This is a genomic window from Spirosoma validum (genome assembly GCF_014699035.1).
GTDB classification, from domain to species: Bacteria; Bacteroidota; Bacteroidia; order Cytophagales; family Spirosomataceae; genus Spirosoma; species Spirosoma validum.
In genome coordinates this window covers 139,789-159,397 of the sequence record NZ_JACXAA010000008.1, presented here as the reverse complement: position 1 = coordinate 159,397, position 19,609 = coordinate 139,789, and the positions used below count along the sequence as shown (strand labels likewise).

At 48.6% G+C, this 19,609-nt stretch carries 17 protein-coding genes; 8 read left to right on the top strand and 9 right to left on the bottom strand.

Annotated features, from left to right (window positions below; all coding sequences use genetic code 11):
- Nucleotides 1–37 precede the first annotated feature (37 nt).
- The 3 genes from lptC to IC230_RS21000 are packed head-to-tail and all read right to left on the bottom strand — an operon-like array spanning nucleotide 38 to nucleotide 2,705.
- The gene (lptC, locus tag IC230_RS21010; protein WP_191041019.1) at nucleotides 38–649 is read right to left on the bottom strand and encodes an LPS export ABC transporter periplasmic protein LptC; all 612 of its coding nucleotides are present in this window, start codon (nucleotides 647–649) and stop codon (nucleotides 38–40) included.
- 12 nt (nucleotides 650–661) lie between these two features.
- Complete coding sequence (locus IC230_RS21005; protein WP_223860749.1) at nucleotides 662–1,957, bottom strand: hypothetical protein; 1,296 nt, start codon at nucleotides 1,955–1,957, stop codon at nucleotides 662–664.
- Complete coding sequence (locus IC230_RS21000; RefSeq protein WP_191041018.1) at nucleotides 1,914–2,705, bottom strand: type III pantothenate kinase; 792 nt, start codon at nucleotides 2,703–2,705, stop codon at nucleotides 1,914–1,916. The genes IC230_RS21005 and IC230_RS21000 overlap by 44 nt, the downstream gene beginning before the upstream one ends.
- 561 nt (nucleotides 2,706–3,266) lie before the next feature.
- Here IC230_RS21000 and rho point away from each other — a divergent pair.
- Nucleotides 3,267–5,486 (top strand): transcription termination factor Rho, encoded by a 2,220-nt coding sequence (gene rho, locus IC230_RS20995; protein WP_191041017.1) that lies wholly within the window; start codon nucleotides 3,267–3,269, stop codon nucleotides 5,484–5,486.
- Between the two features lie 71 nt (nucleotides 5,487–5,557).
- Here rho and IC230_RS20990 read toward each other — a convergent pair whose 3' ends face one another.
- The gene (locus tag IC230_RS20990) at nucleotides 5,558–6,250 is read right to left on the bottom strand and encodes an RHS repeat protein (RefSeq protein ID WP_191041016.1); all 693 of its coding nucleotides are present in this window, start codon (nucleotides 6,248–6,250) and stop codon (nucleotides 5,558–5,560) included.
- Between the two features lie 201 nt (nucleotides 6,251–6,451).
- Here IC230_RS20990 and IC230_RS20985 point away from each other — a divergent pair, with 201 nt between their 5' ends.
- Both IC230_RS20985 and IC230_RS20980 read left to right on the top strand, forming a co-directional pair.
- A complete protein-coding gene (locus tag IC230_RS20985) occupies nucleotides 6,452–7,333 on the top strand; it encodes a sterol desaturase family protein (RefSeq protein WP_191041015.1) in 882 nt (293 codons plus the stop codon).
- Between the two features lie 14 nt (nucleotides 7,334–7,347).
- Complete coding sequence (locus tag IC230_RS20980) at nucleotides 7,348–7,551, top strand: hypothetical protein (protein ID WP_191041014.1); 204 nt, start codon at nucleotides 7,348–7,350, stop codon at nucleotides 7,549–7,551.
- A 44-nt stretch (nucleotides 7,552–7,595) separates the two neighbouring features.
- On the opposite strand, the gene IC230_RS20975 is transcribed toward IC230_RS20980, so the two are convergent.
- The 3 genes from IC230_RS20975 to IC230_RS20965 form a co-directional block, all read right to left on the bottom strand.
- A complete protein-coding gene (locus IC230_RS20975) occupies nucleotides 7,596–10,745 on the bottom strand; it encodes an efflux RND transporter permease subunit (RefSeq protein ID WP_191041013.1) in 3,150 nt (1,049 codons plus the stop codon).
- Nucleotides 10,746–10,844: 99 nt separating this feature from the next.
- A complete protein-coding gene (locus IC230_RS20970; protein WP_191041012.1) occupies nucleotides 10,845–11,948 on the bottom strand; it encodes an efflux RND transporter periplasmic adaptor subunit in 1,104 nt (367 codons plus the stop codon).
- A 4-nt stretch (nucleotides 11,949–11,952) separates the two neighbouring features.
- Nucleotides 11,953–13,287, bottom strand: a complete 1,335-nt coding sequence (locus tag IC230_RS20965; protein ID WP_191041011.1) for a TolC family protein — start codon at nucleotides 13,285–13,287, stop codon at nucleotides 11,953–11,955.
- A gap of 258 nt (nucleotides 13,288–13,545) precedes the next feature.
- Between IC230_RS20965 and IC230_RS20960 the strand changes: the two genes are divergently transcribed.
- From IC230_RS20960 to IC230_RS20945, 4 genes are read left to right on the top strand one after another with little or no spacing between them, the layout of a single operon-like run.
- Nucleotides 13,546–14,226, top strand: a complete 681-nt coding sequence (locus IC230_RS20960) for a response regulator transcription factor (protein ID WP_191041010.1) — start codon at nucleotides 13,546–13,548, stop codon at nucleotides 14,224–14,226.
- 35 nt (nucleotides 14,227–14,261) lie between these two features.
- Entirely contained in the window at nucleotides 14,262–15,668 is a 1,407-nt protein-coding gene (locus tag IC230_RS20955; protein WP_191041009.1) for a carbohydrate porin, read from the top strand.
- A gap of 44 nt (nucleotides 15,669–15,712) precedes the next feature.
- The gene (locus IC230_RS20950; RefSeq protein ID WP_191041008.1) at nucleotides 15,713–16,414 is read left to right on the top strand and encodes a hypothetical protein; all 702 of its coding nucleotides are present in this window, start codon (nucleotides 15,713–15,715) and stop codon (nucleotides 16,412–16,414) included.
- Nucleotides 16,411–17,154 carry an ion transporter gene (locus IC230_RS20945; protein WP_191041007.1) on the top strand — a complete coding sequence of 248 codons (744 nt, stop codon included), beginning with the start codon at nucleotides 16,411–16,413 and terminating at the stop codon, nucleotides 17,152–17,154. The genes IC230_RS20950 and IC230_RS20945 overlap by 4 nt, the downstream gene beginning before the upstream one ends.
- A 69-nt stretch (nucleotides 17,155–17,223) precedes the next feature.
- Here IC230_RS20945 and IC230_RS20940 read toward each other — a convergent pair whose 3' ends face one another.
- On the bottom strand, nucleotides 17,224–18,180 hold the full coding sequence (locus IC230_RS20940; protein ID WP_191041006.1) for a polysaccharide deacetylase family protein: 957 nt from the start codon (nucleotides 18,178–18,180) through the stop codon (nucleotides 17,224–17,226).
- 8 nt (nucleotides 18,181–18,188) lie between these two features.
- Nucleotides 18,189–18,494: a GNAT family N-acetyltransferase gene (locus IC230_RS20935; protein WP_191041005.1), complete on the bottom strand. Its 306-nt coding sequence runs from the start codon at nucleotides 18,492–18,494 to the stop codon at nucleotides 18,189–18,191.
- 100 nt (nucleotides 18,495–18,594) lie between these two features.
- Here IC230_RS20935 and IC230_RS20930 point away from each other — a divergent pair, with 100 nt between their 5' ends.
- Nucleotides 18,595–19,560, top strand: a complete 966-nt coding sequence (locus tag IC230_RS20930) for a helix-turn-helix transcriptional regulator (RefSeq protein ID WP_191041004.1) — start codon at nucleotides 18,595–18,597, stop codon at nucleotides 19,558–19,560.
- Nucleotides 19,561–19,609: the final 49 nt, after the last annotated feature.

Sequence of the window (19,609 nt, the reverse complement as noted above, 5' to 3'; positions counted from 1 at the left end):
CAGTTGGTACGTACTGGATGTGGTGATCAGCAGCTCACTAAATACCTCCCTGTACATTGAAAACACCGGTCACTTTACGGATAGCATATTTGGAAAAATCCTGATTAGCGTCTAAACCAATTCCGTACAGTTTTTCACCGGTTAACTGGCTGAGTACAGTCACTCGTTTTTCCGTATAAACCTTTTTGGTAACTGGATTCCAGGTCAGTTCAGGAGTAAGTAGCTTTTCCTGCTTCTGCTTATTAATAACTACTACGTTACCCGTTACAACGTATATATCTTTTGCCTTATCATAACGGCCTGAGTCAGAACGTAGCGTTGTCACTTCCTCTCCGGCAGGGCCATAAAAAACGATGTTAACAGGCTTCGGATAGCGTCGATTATCGTTAAGATAACGTAACTGTTTAGGCGTCGTTAGTCTTACCTTCAATAGAGCAGCCTCGCTATACAGCAATTTTACATCATTGATCTCTTCAATAGGGCCGCTGTAGGGAATTACCTTCTTAACCTGCTTTGGTTGTTCGCAGGCGACAAACAGAAATGAAGCATTGAGAATGATGAGTAATGAATGCCGTGCTGTGCAAAGTAGCCAACTCGTGAATGAGTTATTCCTCTTTCTCCACTTTTCTGCCAATTCATCATTCTTCATTCTTCATTAAATTTAGTCAATGACCTGCTTGCGGAACCACCAGTCGTTCAACGAGAAACCCAGGGCCAATCGAACATATTGTTCCCGAATTTGCGTGCCTGTCAATACGCCCCGTTGACCACCAACAATAGCTAAAGACACATGATTAACCAAATAAGAGCCTAGTGGTAGCGATAGTCCTAGACTACCATTGATGTCATTGATTTGCTGGCCATTAACTGAATAAGGAAGGCGATTGTATTGAAAGCCTAATCGATATGTAATCAGATCCCGATAGCGGTTCGAATTAGCTTTAGGCGTGTATTCTACCCCCGCGGCAATGTTCATCCCATCCATCAGGTTACCCGATCTATTGTCAGGCGTACGAAACTGGCTCCACTGCTGAAACCCAACATCCACCCCAACCAGGAGCGTATTATTCTTTTCCAGACTAATACCAAAGTTCATCTGGTGCGGGAAAGTTGCCCGGCTATCCGAATTAAGACGTAGTGTATCGGCTATTGCCCCAATGTAGTTCTTCTGGTAAATATCGGTCTGAGTAGCTTTAACACGCGTTTGCGGATCGTAGGTTGCGCCGAGATTCAGCGTCCAGTTGTCACTCAGCTTCGGACGCCAGGCTGCTCCTAACTTCCAGACAACGTCGCTATAGTTCACCCGATTCAGGTGCGTAACACTTACATCTGTCTGTGTAACATCCGTATTAACTTTTGAATCAGATGAATACGTAATGTTTCCAAACAGAAAGGACGCTTCTACACCAGCATATATATTTTTTGTGATACGGACTCCATTGGAAAACGTCGCTTTATTCAAGCCTCCACTCCCTGTATAATTGTATTCAGCCGTATACGTTTCTCCGGGTATAGCTGTTCTTTGCTGCGTGCTGTAATTAACGTAAGTATATGGTTTCAGACCTACGGCTATATTCCATCGCGAATTGGCGGGAAATGCCAGTGCCAAATAGCCTAGATTACCAGCTGTGGCTCGCTGGCTCTGCAAGCTGTTACTTACGTATTGACTAAGACTTTTTGTTTCGCCAATCAGGCCTACCTCAAAAACAGTGAAGCGTGTCCGACGAGCCAGTAAAGCAGGGTTTTGTAAATTCAGATAGAATGAACTGGCATTGCTGATACCAACACCGCCCATTCCCATATTTGTTACGTTACCTGAGCTATATAACTCTCCAATACCCAGAGCTGAATAGGGTGAGTTCCCTAATCCCTGCGCCAGTATTACCGGCGATGTCACGGCAACAGCCAGCAAACTAGGTAGTAATGTCTGGCGTATTCGCTTGTAAATTATCAACATTATAGCGTAAAATTCGATTCAATCCAATCAGCACCAATTCGGGCACTGCAAATATCGGGGGTTTCAAACGACTTTCAAAGGCAGGCATATCGCCACCGCAAGCCAGCACAACAATATTAGGGTATTCCTGGCGATACGTCTCGATAATACCATTCATCTCAAACAGTAATCCATTTAGCACACCACTCTGCATCGCCTGCCGCGTATTCTTTGTCTGCAAGACAGGCCACTCAACTGGTGTTTCAACCAAAGGCAGTCGCGCTGTTTGTTCGTGCATAGACCGAAAACGCATCCGTACTCCTGGCGAAATTAGTCCGCCCTGAAACACAGCCTGTTGATCAACAAAATCCGCAGTCAAACACGTACCCAGATCAAGCACAAGACAAGGCTGACCCGGAAACAATGCCGTTGCTCCTACTGCCGCGGCCAATCGATCGGCTCCAAGGGTTGTAGGGGTGTCGTAAGCGTTGCGTATGGGCACAAACGTTTGACTGTCCAAGACTAAAAAATTAGTCGTTATAGGCATCAGTTGAGCGCGAATTTCATCGGCAGGTCGGCTTGTGGACGATACCAGAACATGACCTACTGTCTGTTTATCCAGGGCGTTTAACAAATCCTCCCACGTACTGTAACGGCCTGTTTGCACTAATGAATCATCATCGAACCAGGCTGTTTTCAGACTTGAATTACCCCAGTCTATAACCAGATTTCGCTTCCCCTTATTTTGTGTATGATACGTATCGATCATTATGTATTACGAGCAGTCAACGTCGATTTAATGAGCAATATTTGGTATTCTCTGGCGTTTTAAGGATTTTTAACGGCAAACAATTCCTGACCCATTTTTACACGAACCAGCTCTACCAACAATTTTATAGAAAACCCGGAAACCTTTCGCCCGGAAATATGTTATCTTGACAAAGCCGGATCAGCGTATTACATTTGTACCATCAATCCGGTGGTAGGTAGTATTTCCAGCAAAGCAGCCCAAAGCTACGGCAGACCGTCGCAATGGCAAACTGTCCGTTTCCAAGCGTTTTGATAACCACCGCGTCTGGCCCCACCAGACAGATCTGTTTGGAATAGGTCTATCATCCCAGTTCATACTTTTGCTAGTAGTTTCGTCTCGTAATTTTATACAATCTGTTAAGGTTAATTTGATTTATCAATCAGTAGCCGCCCCACAATCTGGCTTACTTCGGTTTGCTTATCCGCCTGCCAATACAGCCGTTTCTTATTTCAACGATCCCCAACTTCCATCCTTACCGCCCAAGCGGTCATTTTAAGGTTTATTACTAACCTGACCTGTATGTTTAAAAAAGAAGAATTAGATATGAAGCTTCTCTCGGAGCTTCACCCTATTGCCGAACAATTCGGCATTCGTAACATTAGTAAATTCACGAAAGAAAAACTGGTTTACGAAATAATAAAACAGCAATCCGAACGACCGGGGCCGGAAGGAACCGATGAAACGGCATCTGCTGAAAAAACGCCAAAGCGTAGCCGTCAGCCAAAAGCGGCCTCAGTTTCCCAACCAGAAACAGCTACAGAGACGGCTGATCCCACGACCGTAGTGTCTGAACGTAGCGTCCCGGTTCGCCAACGCGCCCGTCGTGAGAGCGCTCCTGTTCCTGTAGTTGACAGTTCTGTTGCCGAAATCCCAGCGAACGTAGTAGAGTCGATTACGCCCGTTGAAACCCAAGCCACTGAAAACCAATCGCTTGAAACACCTGTTGCCGACGCAACTCCTGCGCCAGCCCAGTCTTCCGATGAGAATCGCGAAAGTGCAGCTGACGGAAGCCAACCCATTCGGGATCGGAATGACAACAGTCGTGAACGATACAATGGTAATGGCAGTGTGAATCCAGCGGACCGGAACATACGGTCCGGAAATCCGCGTAACGACCGCAACGTGCGCCCAGATCAAAATCAGTCTCGTAGTCCACGTCCTGAGGGAAATCAACAGGGGGCACGTGATTCACGGCCACGTTTCGACACAAACCGAGATCGGAACGACGTATCCCGTGAGCGTACTACCCGCGACAATGGCGCCGGTTTCGGCAATCAACGGGATAATCTCCAACGACGCGATCAACGTCCACGTACACAGCGTGTTGTCACCGATGAACTAGCAATCAATTATGGTGGTCAGCCCGACGAAGAGTTTCTGACCCCAACGGTTGTTTCTGACGATAATGCGGCTAACATGCAAACGACGGCCGAACAGCCTGCCGCGTCGGCTACCGATGCAGCGGTTGAAACGCCAGCCGCTCCCAATGAAGCCCAAACGGAGCAACAGCCGCAGCCTGAAACAGGACAATCATCGCAGCCACAGCTTCAACAGCCTGCACGCGAAGCGCAGGAGTATCAGAATCGCATCCGTCGTCAGTATAATCAGCACATTCGTGAGTTTGATGGCATCATCGACAATGAGGGCGTTCTGGAAATTATGCAGGATGGGGGCTATGGTTTCCTTCGCTCAGCGGATTACAATTACCTGGCTAGCCCGGATGATATCTACGTATCGCCTTCACAAATCAAGCTGTTTGGTCTTAAAACGGGTGACACGGTACGTGGAGCCATCCGACCACCGAAAGAAGGCGAAAAATACTTTGCCCTGTTACGTGTTTCAACCGTAAACGGAAAAACAACGGAAGAAATCCGCGACCGGATTCCATTCGAATATTTAACCCCGTTATTCCCTGAAGAGCAACTTCACCTTAGCAACCGTCCCGAAAATTATTCGTCGCGTGTTCTGGATTTGTTTGCTCCTATCGGTAAAGGGCAACGCGGTATGATTGTTGCCCAGCCTAAAACGGGTAAAACGGTTTTGTTGAAGGAAATCGCTAATGCTATTACGAAGAACCATCCAGAGGTTTATCTAATCGTGTTGCTCATTGACGAACGTCCGGAAGAAGTAACCGACATGGCACGTAGCGTAAATGCGGAAGTGATCTCCTCAACGTTTGATGAGCAGGCCGACCGTCACGTGAAAGTGTCGAGCATGGTACTTGAAAAAGCGAAACGAATGGTAGAGTGTGGTCATGACGTAGTGATTTTGCTGGATTCCATTACACGTCTGGCGCGGGCCTACAATACGGTCGTGCCTTCGTCCGGTAAAATCCTGTCGGGTGGTGTAGATGCCAACGCACTGCATCGGCCGAAACGATTCTTCGGCGCGGCCCGAAACGTAGAGAATGGCGGTTCGCTGACGATCATTGCTACCGCCCTGATTGACACTGGCTCAAAAATGGATGAGGTGATCTTTGAAGAATTCAAAGGCACTGGTAACATGGAACTCCAACTTGATCGAAAGTTAGCCAACAAGCGGGTGTATCCAGCCATTGACGTAATGGCATCAGGAACACGTCGCGAAGATTTATTACTAGACAAAGAGACCTTACAGCGCGTCTGGATTCTGCGGAAGCATATGGCCGACATGAATCCCATGGAAACAATGGATTTCCTGCTTGATCGCATGAAAGGCACTCGTAACAACGAAGAGTTCCTGATCTCAATGAACCGGTAAGCTGTTTTATTCTAAAAAAGAAGGCCCAGATGAATTCATCTGGGCCTTCTTTTTTAGTCTTTTTTCGGCAACTAATACGACTCGTAGGTATAGATCACCTGGCCAGGACCATTCTTCTCCTTCATTTTCGTGGGTAGACCTTGAGCGTTATATTCGTATGTATATTCAGCAATGACTACCTTATCATTATCCCTAATAATTTTCGTTACGTTGTTTCTGCTAAACCGTCGTAGCCCACTAATGTCTGGTGCAATTAGCCCATAATACGTATTGGGTTTATCATCATATTCATAGTTATATTTTTCAACGACACGAGTTGATACAAAACCCACGCTAGTTATGTTATCCCCTGTGTAGTCGTAAACTTCTCCATTATATATCATGTTGGCAAAACCCGTAAATTGTAAGACCCGCTTATTGGCATTAAGTATGTAGTTACGCGACTCCCGGACACCTTCAAAAAAGCCATTTCGAAGAACACCCGTATTTGCCTGAAAATTGTTGTCGCTTGTGTTATAAACAAAATAGGTTTCTTCGGCGACTGTCTGGTCTGAGGCATTCGGGTAATAGTCAAACAGTTTATAACGGTTCTGTTCATCATACTGATACACGCCTTTAGACCCTATCGACGTAGTAAAAGACGTTACTCGGTTGTTTGCATCATAGTTGTACTCTGTTTTAAATGGGAAGCCTCCGAAATTAACATTATCCGTTGTTTTCAACCGCACTTTTAAGGGAGATATTGGGCGGGATTGATGGTCCATGCAGGAAAAAATGCTACCTGCCAAAAGTAAAAGGACTAGTAAGGAACGTAGTGATGTTAGCATATTATTAACGAATTGACAGTAAAATTCCCGACAAATGTATTAAAACGTTTTTAATCATTTCATCCAACGGTGATAATGATCTTTGACTTTTGATTGGCCGTAAATTAGGCGTTAACTTGCATAAAAATCAGAAATAATATGAGAGATCTGATTCAATACGCTATTCCCGGTTTTATCATTCTGCTGGTAACCGAAGTCATCATCACGGCAAAACAGCAGAAAGATTATTACGATGCCAAAGACACGGTCAGTAGCCTATCCATGGGAATTGGCAATGTTATTATTGGTTTGGTGGGAAAAGTCATTGTTTTTGGCGCTTATTCGTTCGTCTACCAATTTCGTCTGTTTACCATTGATATGACCCAATGGTGGGCGTGGCTACTTTTATTTTTCGCCGACGATTTCAGTTACTACTGGTTTCACCGAATTAGTCACAGCAGCCGGTATTTCTGGGCTTCTCACGTCGTGCACCATTCCTCCATGAAATACAATCTGGGTACGGCGCTACGTCAAACCTGGACGGGGAATATCTCCGGCGCTTTTATTTTCTGGGTCTGGTTACCCCTGATCGGCTTTTCGCCCGTAGCGGTAATGACCATGCAAGCCATCAGCTTACTCTATCAGTTCTGGATTCACACGGAACTCATTAATAAACTTCCCGCGCCGATCGAGTTTATTTTCAATACGCCCTCTCATCATCGCGTCCATCATGGTTCTGATCTGGATTATCTGGATAAAAACCACGCGGGCATTCTCATCATCTGGGATCGCCTGTTCGGCACCTTCGAGCCGGAACGGAATCGACCGACTTACGGTCTGACGACCAACATCAATTCCCATAATCCAGTACGTATCGCCTTTCACGAATGGACGGCTATTAGTCAGGACATTCGCCGGGCCAAATCACTACGTACTGCCTTAGGCTATATTTTTGGTCCGCCGGGCTGGAGTCATGATGGGTCCCGGAAAACGACGAAGCAACTTCGCAAAAATCAGGCGACCGTACCTGAGCACGCGTAATCTATCAGGAGAATATGCTACGAATTAAACAGGTGCTAATCGTTATCAGCATGGTCATTGTCTGGGGAATAACGAGCGTGATCACGCTCGGTTCGCCAACCCTAAAGGGTAAAACCTCTATTTTACTAAGCGGAGTATTTCTCAATACGTTGCTGGGTGTTTATTACAGTTATTTGAAACAACGTCCAGCTAGTTTTAAGGAATGGATAAAGCAATAAAACCGAAGAGGGGGTAGGCTCTCAAACCTGCCCCCTCTTCGGTTTTATTGCGGATGATGCGGCATCTCAACCGCTTTCGACTCGTGCCGGGCCAACTCTTTCCGCGCCCGGCGGCTGTGAATCAGTTCATACGTAACGGGCAGAATCAGCAGCGACAGAACCGTACAGGTCATCAGGCCACCGATCATGACCGTGGCCAGCGGTTTCTGGGTTTCAGAGCCAATCCCCGTCGAAAGCGCAGCGGGTAATAAACCAAGGGAGGCCATGAGGGCCGTCATAACTACCGGTCGTACCCGCGTCAGGGCCCCTTCGCGAATGGCTTCGCTGATTGGCAGTTTATTATGCAGGTTTTCTTTAAACCGGTTAATCAGAATAACGCCGTCCTGCACCGATACGCCAAACAGACAGATAAATCCTACCCCCGCCGAAATGCTGAAGTTAATGCCGGTCAGCCAGAGCGCCAGCATGCCACCGATCAGCGCAAACGGTACGTTCAGGATAATCAACGTAGCATCCAGCGCACTGCCAAACGTGAACAGCAGAATCAGGAATATGATCGTGATGCTGATCGGTACTACAATCGCCAGTTGGCGCTCCGCCCGCGTCTGGTTCTCAAACTCACCCGCCCAGCGCATCTGAAATCCTTCGGGCAATTTAACCTTCGCCCCTACCTGTTTCTGCGCGTCAGCAATGGTGCTGCCCAGATCGCGGTTACGTACGGAGAACTTAATGGCAATAAATCGGGCATTGTTTTCACGGTAAACGAACGCGGGCCCCGAACGCGTACCGATATCAGCCAGTTCTTTAAGCGGGATTTTGCTGCCTGACCGTGTGGGAACCAGCAGGTTTTCAATCAGTTCGGGTGAATACCGAAATTTTTCATCGTAACGCACTTTAATATCGAAGTGTCGTTCGCCTTCGTAGTACTGGGTTACGGTTTTACCGCCAATGGCTGTTTCAATGACCGATTGAGCTACGTCGGTGGGTACGTTATACAGCGCTAGTTTTTGCGGATCGAGCATGATTCGAAATTCCGGCTGGCCCAGGTTGCGGAACACACCCAGATCGCTTACACCCGGTACAGTTTTCATGACGTTGAAAACTTTTGTCGCTTCTTTATCCAGTACGTTCAAATCCTGACCGATGATTTTTATGGCCATGGAGCCTTTCACCCCCGATACGGCCTCTTCTACGTTGTCGGAGATGGGCTGCGAGAAGTTGAAAGAAACACCCCGGAACCGAGCCAGTTTTTTCTGCATCTGCGCGACAAGCTCATCTTTCGTAATGTCACGCTTCCATTCTTCTTTTGGGTACAGGTCAACGAAAAACTCATTGTTGAAGAAGCCCGTTGGATCGGTGCCGTCGTTTGGGCGACCCGTCTGCGAAATAACACCCCGAACTTCGGGAAACTCTTCAAAAATCGCCCGGAATTTGCGGGTGTAGGCATAGCTTTCGTCCAGCGCGACAGAATAAGGTAAACTCGCCCGCACGTAAATTGAGCCCTCATTCAACTGCGGCAGGAACTCCGAGCCAATGTGAAACAGGAACAGGTAAAGCGAGAAGCCCAGTGCGCCCAACGCAATAGCAATAATGGAAGCAGGTTTGCGAATAGCCCAGTTAAGCGCCGGTACGTAAGCCCGCTCCAGCCCACTAACCACGGGATTATGCCGTTCGCGGACGTTCTTGTTCAACAGCAGGCTGCACAACAACGGAATGAGTGTAAGACTCACAATCAGCGAACCTGTTAACGCAAACCCAATGGTCCAAGCCAGCGGACTGAACAGTTTACCTTCAACTTTCTGGAACGTGAAAATCGGGAGCAAAGCCGTGATGATGATAATTTTCGAGGTAAAAATCGATTTGCCCAGTTCCGTCGCATTCTGAACAATCCAGCTTAGTTTAGCGCGTCGGTTGAATTTCATCATGCCCATCTTCTCGGCCCGATGGGCCAGCATCACAAACAACCCTTCAACCATCACGACGGCGCCGTCAATAATAATTCCGAAGTCTAACGCACCGATACTGAGCAGGTTAGCGGTCATGCCTTTGGCCCGCAGACAGATGAAGGCAAACAACAACGCCAACGGAATGACAATGGCGACGGTGAGGGTAGTACGCCAGTCAGCCAGGAAGATTAACAGGATGAGCGTTACTAAGAAAATACCCGTCAATACGTTCTCGCCAACCGTATGTAAGGTGTAATTGTTAAGGGTAGTGCGGTCATAGAACGTCTTGATTTTGACGTCTTTAGGCAAGATTTTCGTATTCAGTTCATTAATCTTGTCCTTCAGTGCCGGAATCACATCGTTTGGGTTTTCGCCCTTGCGCATCACCACGATACACTCCACGACGTCGTCCTGTTTGTCGCGACCGACAATGCCCAGCCGGGGTTGAAAGCCTTCCTTCACCGTGGCGACGTCCCGGACTTTGATCGGTACGCCATTGACGTTGTCGATGATGATCCCCGCTACGTCCTCAGGTTTGGTCAGTAAGCCAATACCCCGCACGACCAGCGACTGGTTCCCCTGTTTGATGACATCGCCCCCAACGTTGATGTTACTCGATTGAATTGCCTGATCGACATCGATGGCCGTGAATCCATAGTTAGCCAGCAATGTCGGGTTCAGATCAACCTCGATCGTTTTTACTTTACCCCCGAAGCTCACGACGTCGGCAATCCCCGGTACACTTTTGATCTGACGCTCGATAACCCAGTCCTGAAGAGTTTTGAGTTCCGTTACGTCCTTTGTCTTGCTCTCCAGCGTAAAGCGGTAAATCTCACCCGTTGGTCCGTACGGTGGCTCGACTTCGGCGGATACGCCATCGGGCAGATCGACGGCGGCAATCCGGTTCGCTACGTTGGTTTGGGCTGTAAAATTGTCGACGCCATCCTCGAAGATCATCGTAACGACCGACAACCCAAACAGCGATACCGACCGAAGGGTACTTTTACGCGGTACGGAGTTTAGTTCGGTTTCGAGCGGCAACGTAACGAACCGCTCAACTTCTTCCGCCGAGCGACCCGGCCACTGCGTGATGACAATAACGTTCGTATTTGTTACGTCGGGGAAGGTTTCGACGGGCGTGTTGAGAAAAGCGACTACCCCACCGACAATAATAATCGCGATACCGAAAAAAACAGCAAACCGGTTCGTCAGCGCGAAGGTGATTATACTGCGAATGAACTTGTTCATGGGAAGAGTAATGTAGAATGAGGAAATGATCGAATGAGTGAATGGTTTGGCAAAGAAGCGTATTCAACCATTAAGGCACCCAATCATTCAATCATTGATTTAGTCCGTTAAATCATTGTATAACAACAAGCTACCTTCCGTCACGATGGTATCGCCGGGTTTGAGGTTACCCCCTTCGATAAAGGCGTAGCGAGTCGTATTGCGCAGTACTTTCACTTCCCGGACTTCGTATTTGTCTTTTCCTGTCTGCACAATGACGTAGTAATGATCACGGTCGAAGACAACGGCTTTCTGCGAAACAGCCAGCGCTTCACCGCCCCCGGACTCGCCCGTATGAGGCAGATGGACATGAATCGTGGCGAACATATCAGGCTTCAGCAACCCATCTTTGTTGTCCAGAACAATACGTACTTTCAGGACCCGTGCCTGCTCATCCAGCACACTGCTGACATTACTAATGACCCCTTTGAAGGTTTTGTCAGGATAGGCCAGAACCTGAATATCAACCGATTGCCCCTGTTTAATTTCGGGAATGTCCTGTTCATACACGTTTGCCATCACCCAGATTTGCTGAAGACTCGAAATGGTATAGAGCGGATTCTGGTTGTCGGATCGCAAATCCTGACCGGTATTCACGTTTTTCTCAACAATGTAACCTGCAATCGGTGCTTTTACCGCAAAAGAAGGCTGACCCGTTCCGGCCGTGCTGCCGCCGTATACCCGTAGAATATTCGATGACTTGCTCAATTCATCCTGCGCTTTTTTAACGTTATTTTTAGCCGTTAGGAAATCCGTTTCCGATGCAAACCCCGACTTATACTGCGCGGATACGTTTTTTAATTGCTGTTCCGCTACTTCCAGGTCCGACTTATCCGCCTGGTAGTCATTCGTATAGGTTGAAATATCGCCTGAGCGGATCAGCGCCAGATCCTGTCCTTTCTGGACGTAAGCGCCCAGCGAAGCCGTTGTTTTCTGAACGTTACCACTCACCAGCGGAAACACCCGCACAACGTTGTCCTGGTCAAACGTAACGGTGCCGTTCAACGTCAATTCGGCTTCGGGGTTCATCCGACGTACTGAATCGGTCAAATAGCTGCTTGTTGAATCAGCGGTTGAAGTTGGCACTTTCTCCGTCTCCGGATTTTTACGGCCACAGGCTCCCAGGACCACTGCCGTGGCCACGATGAACATTACCTTTTTCATGAAGTTAAAAGAAACGGGTGTTGGTTGTGTAATTCAGCAATTGCTGGGTATTATAAAGATTATTGAGCAGGTTAATGTTATTCAGCTGCGCCTGTTGATAGGTCCGGATTTTGTCCAGATAATCCAGCAAACCAATCGTGCGGGCATTGTAAGCTTTGGTTGCTTCGACGGAAATATTCTGAATTCGATCCAGATAGCCCTCGGGCCGGGCATTTAACTGATCATAATACGTGTTTAGCTTATCGTAGGCATTCAGTACGTCACTCTGCACAATGGTCTGCTGATTTTCCAGGCCACTCGTTACGCTTTTGAGCGTCGTTTCGGCTGACCGGATGGCTCCCTGGTTTCGGTTTCGGATGGGCAAATCCATAGAGGCCTGAAAGCCCACAAAATTGTTATACGCGTTTCCATATTTCTCAAAAAATACACCCGTTGTCAAATCGGGGGTCCGGCGAGCTTTTTCCAGCGCCAGACTACGTTGCGCATTATTGATCTGTTCCTGCGACAGGCCAATGTCGGGTCGATTGGTCTGGGCCGAGTCGAGTGCCGTAGCCAGTGCAGGGAGATTCGTTTGCAGCGCAGGAAGTTCGGTGGGCAGAATGAACGTTTTGTTGGGCTGACGTAGCAGCACCCGCAGGGTTGCCTGCTCATCGGCAATCTGCGTATGATAATTCGCGCTGTTGGCCTGAAGGTCCCGAATGGCTACCTCAAGCCGGGTTACTTCATACGGCGCTACGCCCCCTGTCCGAAGCGCAATCCGATACGATTCGAGCAAGCGTTGTTGCCGCGCTAGTTCGTCATCGAACAGGCGAACTACCTGTAAATCGTAATAGAGATTGGCGTAGGTCGTATAAAGTTGATAGTGAAGCGTACGCATGATATCACGGAAAGCCAGTTTCGCCAGCGAGCGGTTACTTTCGGCAAGAGCTACCAGTTTGCTGCGTTTGCCTGCCAGTAGAATTACCTGCTGCAGTTGCACCGCATAGTAACCACTGTTGTAGGTACCGGCATCTTTATCGGCCTGTGAGGGAGCCCCGTATTGCAAAAATTTTTGTGTGTTGGGATTATATAAGTTTCCCTGAAACCACAAATTTGGGTTCGGACGCAGACCAGCCTGTGTGATAGCGGCATCAGCAATATCGACCTGGTACCGTTGCGCCAACAATTGAAAATTACGTTCCAGAAACTGCTGTTCGAGTTGGGGCAGGCTCTGCCGAACGGTATCAATAGGGGTTGTATTGACCTGGGCCGGTGTTTGCGCGGAAAGAGGTGAAAAAATACTTAGCCAGCTCAACAGAAGACCGACACTAAAAAGGGAAACTATTCGTGGACGAGACATAATTGAAACACAGAATAAACTAGAATCCGGCTTATTGTGGCGGCAAGTAGCCACGTGGCCGTTAAGGTGCTATTAAAGGGTTATTAATTCTTCCTTAAAAAGACTGATTGTGCCGTTCACCTCTGTTCCCTGCCAATCCGGGTAGAAATACTTAGTGGCTAAAGCTCCTTTTTAAATGAGATTTAATTCGTCTTTAAATCGCTTTTAAAGTTGACGCGACACTTTAGCGGCCAAAACTAAACCGATCGTTATCGGCGTATGAAAATTCTATTGATTCAAAGCGATCCTGTATACCTCGATGCATTGCATCAACTTCTGGTTGAGCGTCAGTACATTATTAAAGTAGCCACCGATGGCTATACGGGTCTTGCCATCGCTTTACACGGTCGATTTGATCTGATTTTACTGGATACAAAACTGCCCCGTATGGACGGGTTTGACGTAATCCGACGACTGCGCCAGGAAAACGACTCAACGCCGGTTATGCTCATCTCGACCCGGAAGGACTCCGCCCACATAGTCAAGGGTCTATATGCCGGAGCCGATGATTACGTCGTCAGGTCGTGCGATCCCGACGAATTACTTGCTCGTATTTACGCGCTGCACCGACGCCGAACAGGCGGTTTCAACTCACCTACTATTCTAAGCATCGATAATCTGGAGCTGAACATTGCCGAAAAAGTTGCCTACCGCGCCAGCAAACGGATTAGCCTGACCGCCCGCGAATTTCAGCTCCTGACGTTTTTGGTTGAGAATGCGGGGCGGGTTGTCTCGAAATCGCAGATTCTGGCGAAAGTGTGGGATAACGATGCGATCTGTAACACCAATAAAGTAGAGGTCTACATTAATTTTCTCCGCAAGAAAATAGATCGGGAATTTGAGCACAAACTCATCCATACCGCTACGGGCGTAGGCTATCTTCTTAAATCGGGGTTGTGAACAAACACTTGTTCATTTTTTCGAGTAACGTATTTATGCTACACGACCGAACTCTGCTACGTTGGTTTTGCCTGATTTTACCCCTACTACCCGAAACCGTTCAGGCTCAGCAAGATAATAACAACAATTATCTCGATTCGCTAAAAAACTGGAGTCTTCATTTTCAGTTTACCACCATCGCGCAGGGGCACACTCGTTTCAACGGTGCAGGTTACGACGGCCATAATACACTGAGCGAACAACCCGATACAGCCCTTTCGGTTACGACAACCCTTTTTCTGGGACGCCGTTTGTGGCGCGGTGCCGCAGTGTACGTAAACCCTGAACTGGCTGGTGGACGTGGGGTTGGCCATCGGGATAGTCAGTCGCCCAATGATGAAAGCCTGTATGTACCCGCCGTAGGGATTGCCGGTTTCCCGAACGGTGAAACCTTCCGGATTGGTAGCGCCCGACCAGCTCTGTACATAGCCCGGTTTTACATCGAGCAGATTATTCCGATTGGCCGAAGCGATTCGAAAGACGCTGAATCAGAGGCTAATCAGGTTGAAGAATCGATCCCCGCTTCCCGCATGGTCATTACGGCCGGCAAATTTTCCATTGCCGACATGTTTGATAACAATTCGTATGCCCACGACCCACGAAGCCAGTTTCTTAACTGGTCGCTCATGAACATGGGCGCATGGGATTACCCGGCCAATACGCGTGGTTACACCTGGGGACTGGCGGTCGAGTACATCCGCCCAACCTATGCGGTTCGGGCTGCGGCTTCCCTCATGCCCACTGTTGCAAACGGCAACGTACTGGACTGGACTATCGCTAAAAATAACGCACTGACCCTTGAGTTCGAACATGCGTTCAGGCTGTTACGTCGGGCAGGCACCGTGCGTTTGCTGGCGTTCCGCAACGTAACAAAAGCGCCAACCTACGCGTCGGCCACGCAATTGCTACAGGCAGGTACTTATCCAACTGAGCCCGCGTATATTCTTACCGGAACGGATTACGGTGGGGTTAAATACGGATTTGGTTTAAATGCTGAGCAGCCCCTTGGTGCTATCGGTGGACTTTTTGCCCGGGCGAGCTGGAACAACGGCCGAACGGCGACCTGGGCATTTACCGAAATCGACCGAAGTTTCACACTGGGTGCGTATATTGGCGGCACGCGCTGGCAGCGTGAAAATGATGTTGCGGGTATTGCCGTAGCGCAGAACGGAATTTCGGCCGATCATGCCGCTTTTCTGAACGCGGGCGGATCGGGTTTTATGCTGGGCGACGGACGTTTGCCGAACTACAAACCCGAACACAGTCTCGAAATCTTTTACAAAGCCCGGCTGGCGCACACGCTTTACTTAACGTTAGATTATCAACTGGTTCAGCATCCGGGCTACAACGGAGATCGCGGCTCCGTAAATTTGTTCGCCTTACGTACGCACGTTGAGTTTTGATCACTACGTAAACCCAAACCGTTTTTTTTGGTTAGTGAAGCATCATGATTGCCGCTTGCCTACTCGCCTTTTCACTTTTAGCACCCCGACTTGATTCGCTTACGTCGGCTGATACGCTGCACCCGGTACGTCCCAGAATCAGGCCAGCCTTCAACCTCGATTTTCGGGACTCATTCCTTGAAAGTCAGCACGTTAACGTCTGGGGAGTGAACGCTGGTATTGAGTTTGGCGTTAAACGCCATCAACTGACTCTGGGTTATTACTGGATTAATTACGCTACGTACCTGAGGCTAATTGATTGGCGACGTGACGCGGCCCGGCGTATCAATCTGGATTACTATACCCGAACCGACATGTGGTATCTGAGCGTCATGTATTGGTGGAACATGACGAACAATAAAAAATGGATGGTTAGTGTGCCAGTCGAGCTTGGTGGCGGTATTGCCTATGCCCTTCCTACGAACCTTCGTCAGAACATGCCGGTTGATCGAACCCGACGAAATTTTCTGGTGCCCGCGCAGGTGGGTGTATACGGTCAATGGAAGGCAACACGATGGGTGGGTTTAAGTGCGCAAATCGGTTATCGGGTGGCCGTATTCCAGACGGCTATCGACCAGAATTTCAACGGGAGCTATTATAGCATCGGCATCACATTTTACCCGGCGCTGCTTACCGATGTCTGGCGTTGGGTAAAGAAAGGCGACCGCATTTCGCCCGTTCACCCACCCAAGCCGCCAAAATCATGAATACCCTCAAAAAGCCTGTGACGACAAAACTAACGCTTCATCAGGTCATCATGCTGGTGTTGTCGATTTATGTGGTCATCGCGTTGCTGGTCCGGGAACTGATTCCGATTGATAAGCAAGGGCGGGAAATCCTCGACCAGATTGACACGGGCATCTGCCTTTATTTTTTGTATGATTTCTTTCTACGCCTGTACCGGGCGCCTGACAAATGGGAATTTCTGCGCTGGGGCTGGATTGACCTAATCGCCAGCATTCCGGCTTTAGACTGGTTCCGACTAGGGCAATTAGTCCGTGTATTCCGTATTCTGCGCATGGTCCGTTCGTTTCGTTCCATTCGCGATTTTCTGAACTACCTCTTCCGCGATCGGGCTAATGGTACGTTGGCGGTTGTCTTACTCAGCTCTGTTCTGCTGATGATTTTTGGCGCCATTGCCATTCTCTACGTCGAACGGGTTCCCGAAGCGAATATCAAAACCCCCTCCGATGCGCTGTGGTGGGCGTTTGTAACGATCACAACTGTTGGCTACGGCGACAAATTTCCGGTTACTACGTTCGGGCGACTCATTGCAGCAGTTCTGATGGTAGCGGGGGTCGGTTTATTCGGTACGTTTACAGGTTACGTGGCTAATTTTTTCGTGGAAGATGATCAGCAGCAGACGGATAACAACATGAAAACACTGATTGACGAAGTGCGCCAACTCCGCCAAAAAATCGAAGACCTGGAGAAAAGGGAAAAGTAAATAACCTGGTCGACAGTTTGGCCTAGTCAGGAGGCTACGCAAACCGTGGCGATGTTTTACTCAAGGCACTTACTTCTCTTTCGCCAGACTGGTGGGGAGGTCGTAAAGAAGCCAGGTTTTGTTTTCGATGGCTGGCGATTTCTGCCGTATCAGGTTAATAAAATCCGTAATGCCCAATGGTTCGTTGCCATTGGCATGAATCAACACCAGGCTTCCTTGTTTAGGTGGCTGATTTTTGGCTAGCCAGGCATCGCTCCCAATGGGTAGCAAGCCAAACGCCAGAATCCTGTCGAATACAGCTTTATCGGAAACCAGACCTGGAAAGCGAAAGAAAATAGACGGTGTCAGGCCACGTTGCAGCATAGCCTGTTCGTTCAGGAGTACTTCATCACTTAGGTTCGTATTCGCTTCGAGCAGAAAATTGGCGGGCAGTGGCAGTTGAGGATTGTATCGATGATGGTATGAGTGATTCACCCACGTAATAGCCAGCTCTCCCCGACTGACTAGGCTTTTCAGATAATCCAGATCCTGCGGGTGGCTTTCCATCCAGAGTCCCGTAATGGTAATGGTTACAGGAATTGGTTTTTCTTCTGGCTCAAAGGCACGGATCAATTGCTCAAAGACCGAACGCGTCAACGGTTTTGTCGACGGACAAAGATCGACGGTCAGACTGAAGCCGCGCTCGGTTGTGTCCGTTCGTTCAATACCCGCATCCTGCAAATTACTATCGCGCTGCTGCTCAGCATGCATGGCTCGGCCATACGGTGTCGGACTAACCTGTTTCAATACGCTGTTCCAGGGTAATACCTTAACACCATCTGCTAAAAGCGGCATAACCGACGTTTCGAGTGTTTGTGGATTAAGGACCAGGTAGCGAGTTTGCGTGTTTTGCTGCCACCGACGTAGCACCACCTGCTGAGGCTTACGCGTTGTGACACCAAAAAACACACGATAATTCGCCAATTGACCAAATGTATCGACGCGAATAAGCGTCAACAGAGCCAGAGCAAGCAAAAAACGGTTCATTGGGGTCTTCAGAAATCGCTGGTTTTATAGGTCGTTGATACAACCCGATTCCACTCCGGGTGGCGTTTTAGATACGTTTCAACAAACGGGCAAAGAGGGACGATTTTAAGGTTATTCTCCTCAATATACTGTAATGCTCCTTCGACCAGCTTCGAGCCAATCCCATGCCCTTCCAGACTGGGGTCTACTTCGGTATGGACCAGTGCGAGCGTTTCATCATCGACGTTCTCATAGACGACGATCGACAGTTTACCATCGGTTTCTAATTCAAAACGATGCCGGTGGGTATTGTTGCGGACTTCCGTTGCGTTCATAATTTCGTTAGTATAGCGTTAAAGATGGTACGAAAAAAAGCAGCAACTTGTTCAGCCGAACCCTCTTAATTTGCAACTGACTTTACACCTACCCCATCCTATGAATCGTCTTGATCGCCTTACTGCCATCCTGATTCATCTGCAAACAAAACGCGTTGTTCGGGCTCAGGAGTTAGCTGATCGCTTCGGCATCAGTCTGCGGACCGTTTATCGTGATGTCCGATCCCTGGAAGAAGCAGGCGTACCGATTGGTGCCGAAGCCGGCATCGGTTATTTTCTGACGGATTATCATTTGCCGCCTGTTATGTTCACCAGCGCCGAAGCCAGCGCACTTCTGATGGGTGGCAAACTTATCGAACAATGGGCCGATGAGTCCGTGCGTACTGAATTTGAGTCGGCCTTGTTCAAAATAAAAGCCGTCATGAAGCGATCGGATCAGGAGCACCTGGATGATCTCGATGCACACATCAACGTAGCGAAATCTACCTGGCGGCAGCCTTATTCTGGGGAGCTATTGACCCACATTCAGCGCGCTATCGCCCAGAACCACGTACTCCAGCTTCAGTATCATTCGCAGTATAACGATGCCGAAACGCAACGCGAGGTAGAGCCTGTTGGGTTATATCATTATCGCATGGCCTGGCATCTGATTGCTTTCTGTCATACCCGTCAGGACTACCGCGACTTTCGGGTCGATCGTATTCGGCACCTTACCGATACGGGTGAGCGCTTTGCCCGTCGGGAGCGGCTGTCCCTGCAGGAATATCTTGACCGTATGGGCGTCGACATGCCAATGGTTGAAGCCATCATTTTGTTTCCAAAATCTGTCACCCGATTTATGCATGAACAGCGATATGCCTATGGTTTTCAGGAGGAACATGATCTTGGCGAACAGGTACGTATGCGTTTTCAGACGCCTTATCTGGAAGGCTTAGCCCGCTGGCTGCTGATGTATGGCAATGCGGTCACAATCGAACAGCCCGCTCAACTTCATACGATGATGCATGCCCTGGTCGACGAAATCCAGTCGCATTATGCCGTTCATCCAATGGTTAACGAGACGTAGTGGTCATTTACCTACTGACATACCGTTGTCAGTAAACCAGACAATCTTT

What these genes read in the sequence shown, in the direction of transcription:
- lptC (WP_191041019.1), bottom strand. Translation starts at nt 649, where the DNA reads ATGAAGAATGATGAATTGGCAGAAAAGTGGAGAAAGAGGAATAACTCA.
- IC230_RS21005 (WP_223860749.1), bottom strand. Translation starts at nt 1,957, where the DNA reads ATGTTGATAATTTACAAGCGAATACGCCAGACATTACTACCTAGTTTG.
- IC230_RS21000 (WP_191041018.1), bottom strand. Translation starts at nt 2,705, where the DNA reads ATGATCGATACGTATCATACACAAAATAAGGGGAAGCGAAATCTGGTT.
- rho (WP_191041017.1), top strand. Translation starts at nt 3,267, where the DNA reads ATGTTTAAAAAAGAAGAATTAGATATGAAGCTTCTCTCGGAGCTTCAC.
- IC230_RS20990 (WP_191041016.1), bottom strand. Translation starts at nt 6,250, where the DNA reads ATGGACCATCAATCCCGCCCAATATCTCCCTTAAAAGTGCGGTTGAAA.
- IC230_RS20985 (WP_191041015.1), top strand. Translation starts at nt 6,452, where the DNA reads ATGAGAGATCTGATTCAATACGCTATTCCCGGTTTTATCATTCTGCTG.
- IC230_RS20980 (WP_191041014.1), top strand. Translation starts at nt 7,348, where the DNA reads ATGCTACGAATTAAACAGGTGCTAATCGTTATCAGCATGGTCATTGTC.
- IC230_RS20975 (WP_191041013.1), bottom strand. Translation starts at nt 10,745, where the DNA reads ATGAACAAGTTCATTCGCAGTATAATCACCTTCGCGCTGACGAACCGG.
- IC230_RS20970 (WP_191041012.1), bottom strand. Translation starts at nt 11,948, where the DNA reads ATGAAAAAGGTAATGTTCATCGTGGCCACGGCAGTGGTCCTGGGAGCC.
- IC230_RS20965 (WP_191041011.1), bottom strand. Translation starts at nt 13,287, where the DNA reads ATGTCTCGTCCACGAATAGTTTCCCTTTTTAGTGTCGGTCTTCTGTTG.
- IC230_RS20960 (WP_191041010.1), top strand. Translation starts at nt 13,546, where the DNA reads ATGAAAATTCTATTGATTCAAAGCGATCCTGTATACCTCGATGCATTG.
- IC230_RS20955 (WP_191041009.1), top strand. Translation starts at nt 14,262, where the DNA reads ATGCTACACGACCGAACTCTGCTACGTTGGTTTTGCCTGATTTTACCC.
- IC230_RS20950 (WP_191041008.1), top strand. Translation starts at nt 15,713, where the DNA reads ATGATTGCCGCTTGCCTACTCGCCTTTTCACTTTTAGCACCCCGACTT.
- IC230_RS20945 (WP_191041007.1), top strand. Translation starts at nt 16,411, where the DNA reads ATGAATACCCTCAAAAAGCCTGTGACGACAAAACTAACGCTTCATCAG.
- IC230_RS20940 (WP_191041006.1), bottom strand. Translation starts at nt 18,180, where the DNA reads ATGAACCGTTTTTTGCTTGCTCTGGCTCTGTTGACGCTTATTCGCGTC.
- IC230_RS20935 (WP_191041005.1), bottom strand. Translation starts at nt 18,494, where the DNA reads ATGAACGCAACGGAAGTCCGCAACAATACCCACCGGCATCGTTTTGAA.
- IC230_RS20930 (WP_191041004.1), top strand. Translation starts at nt 18,595, where the DNA reads ATGAATCGTCTTGATCGCCTTACTGCCATCCTGATTCATCTGCAAACA.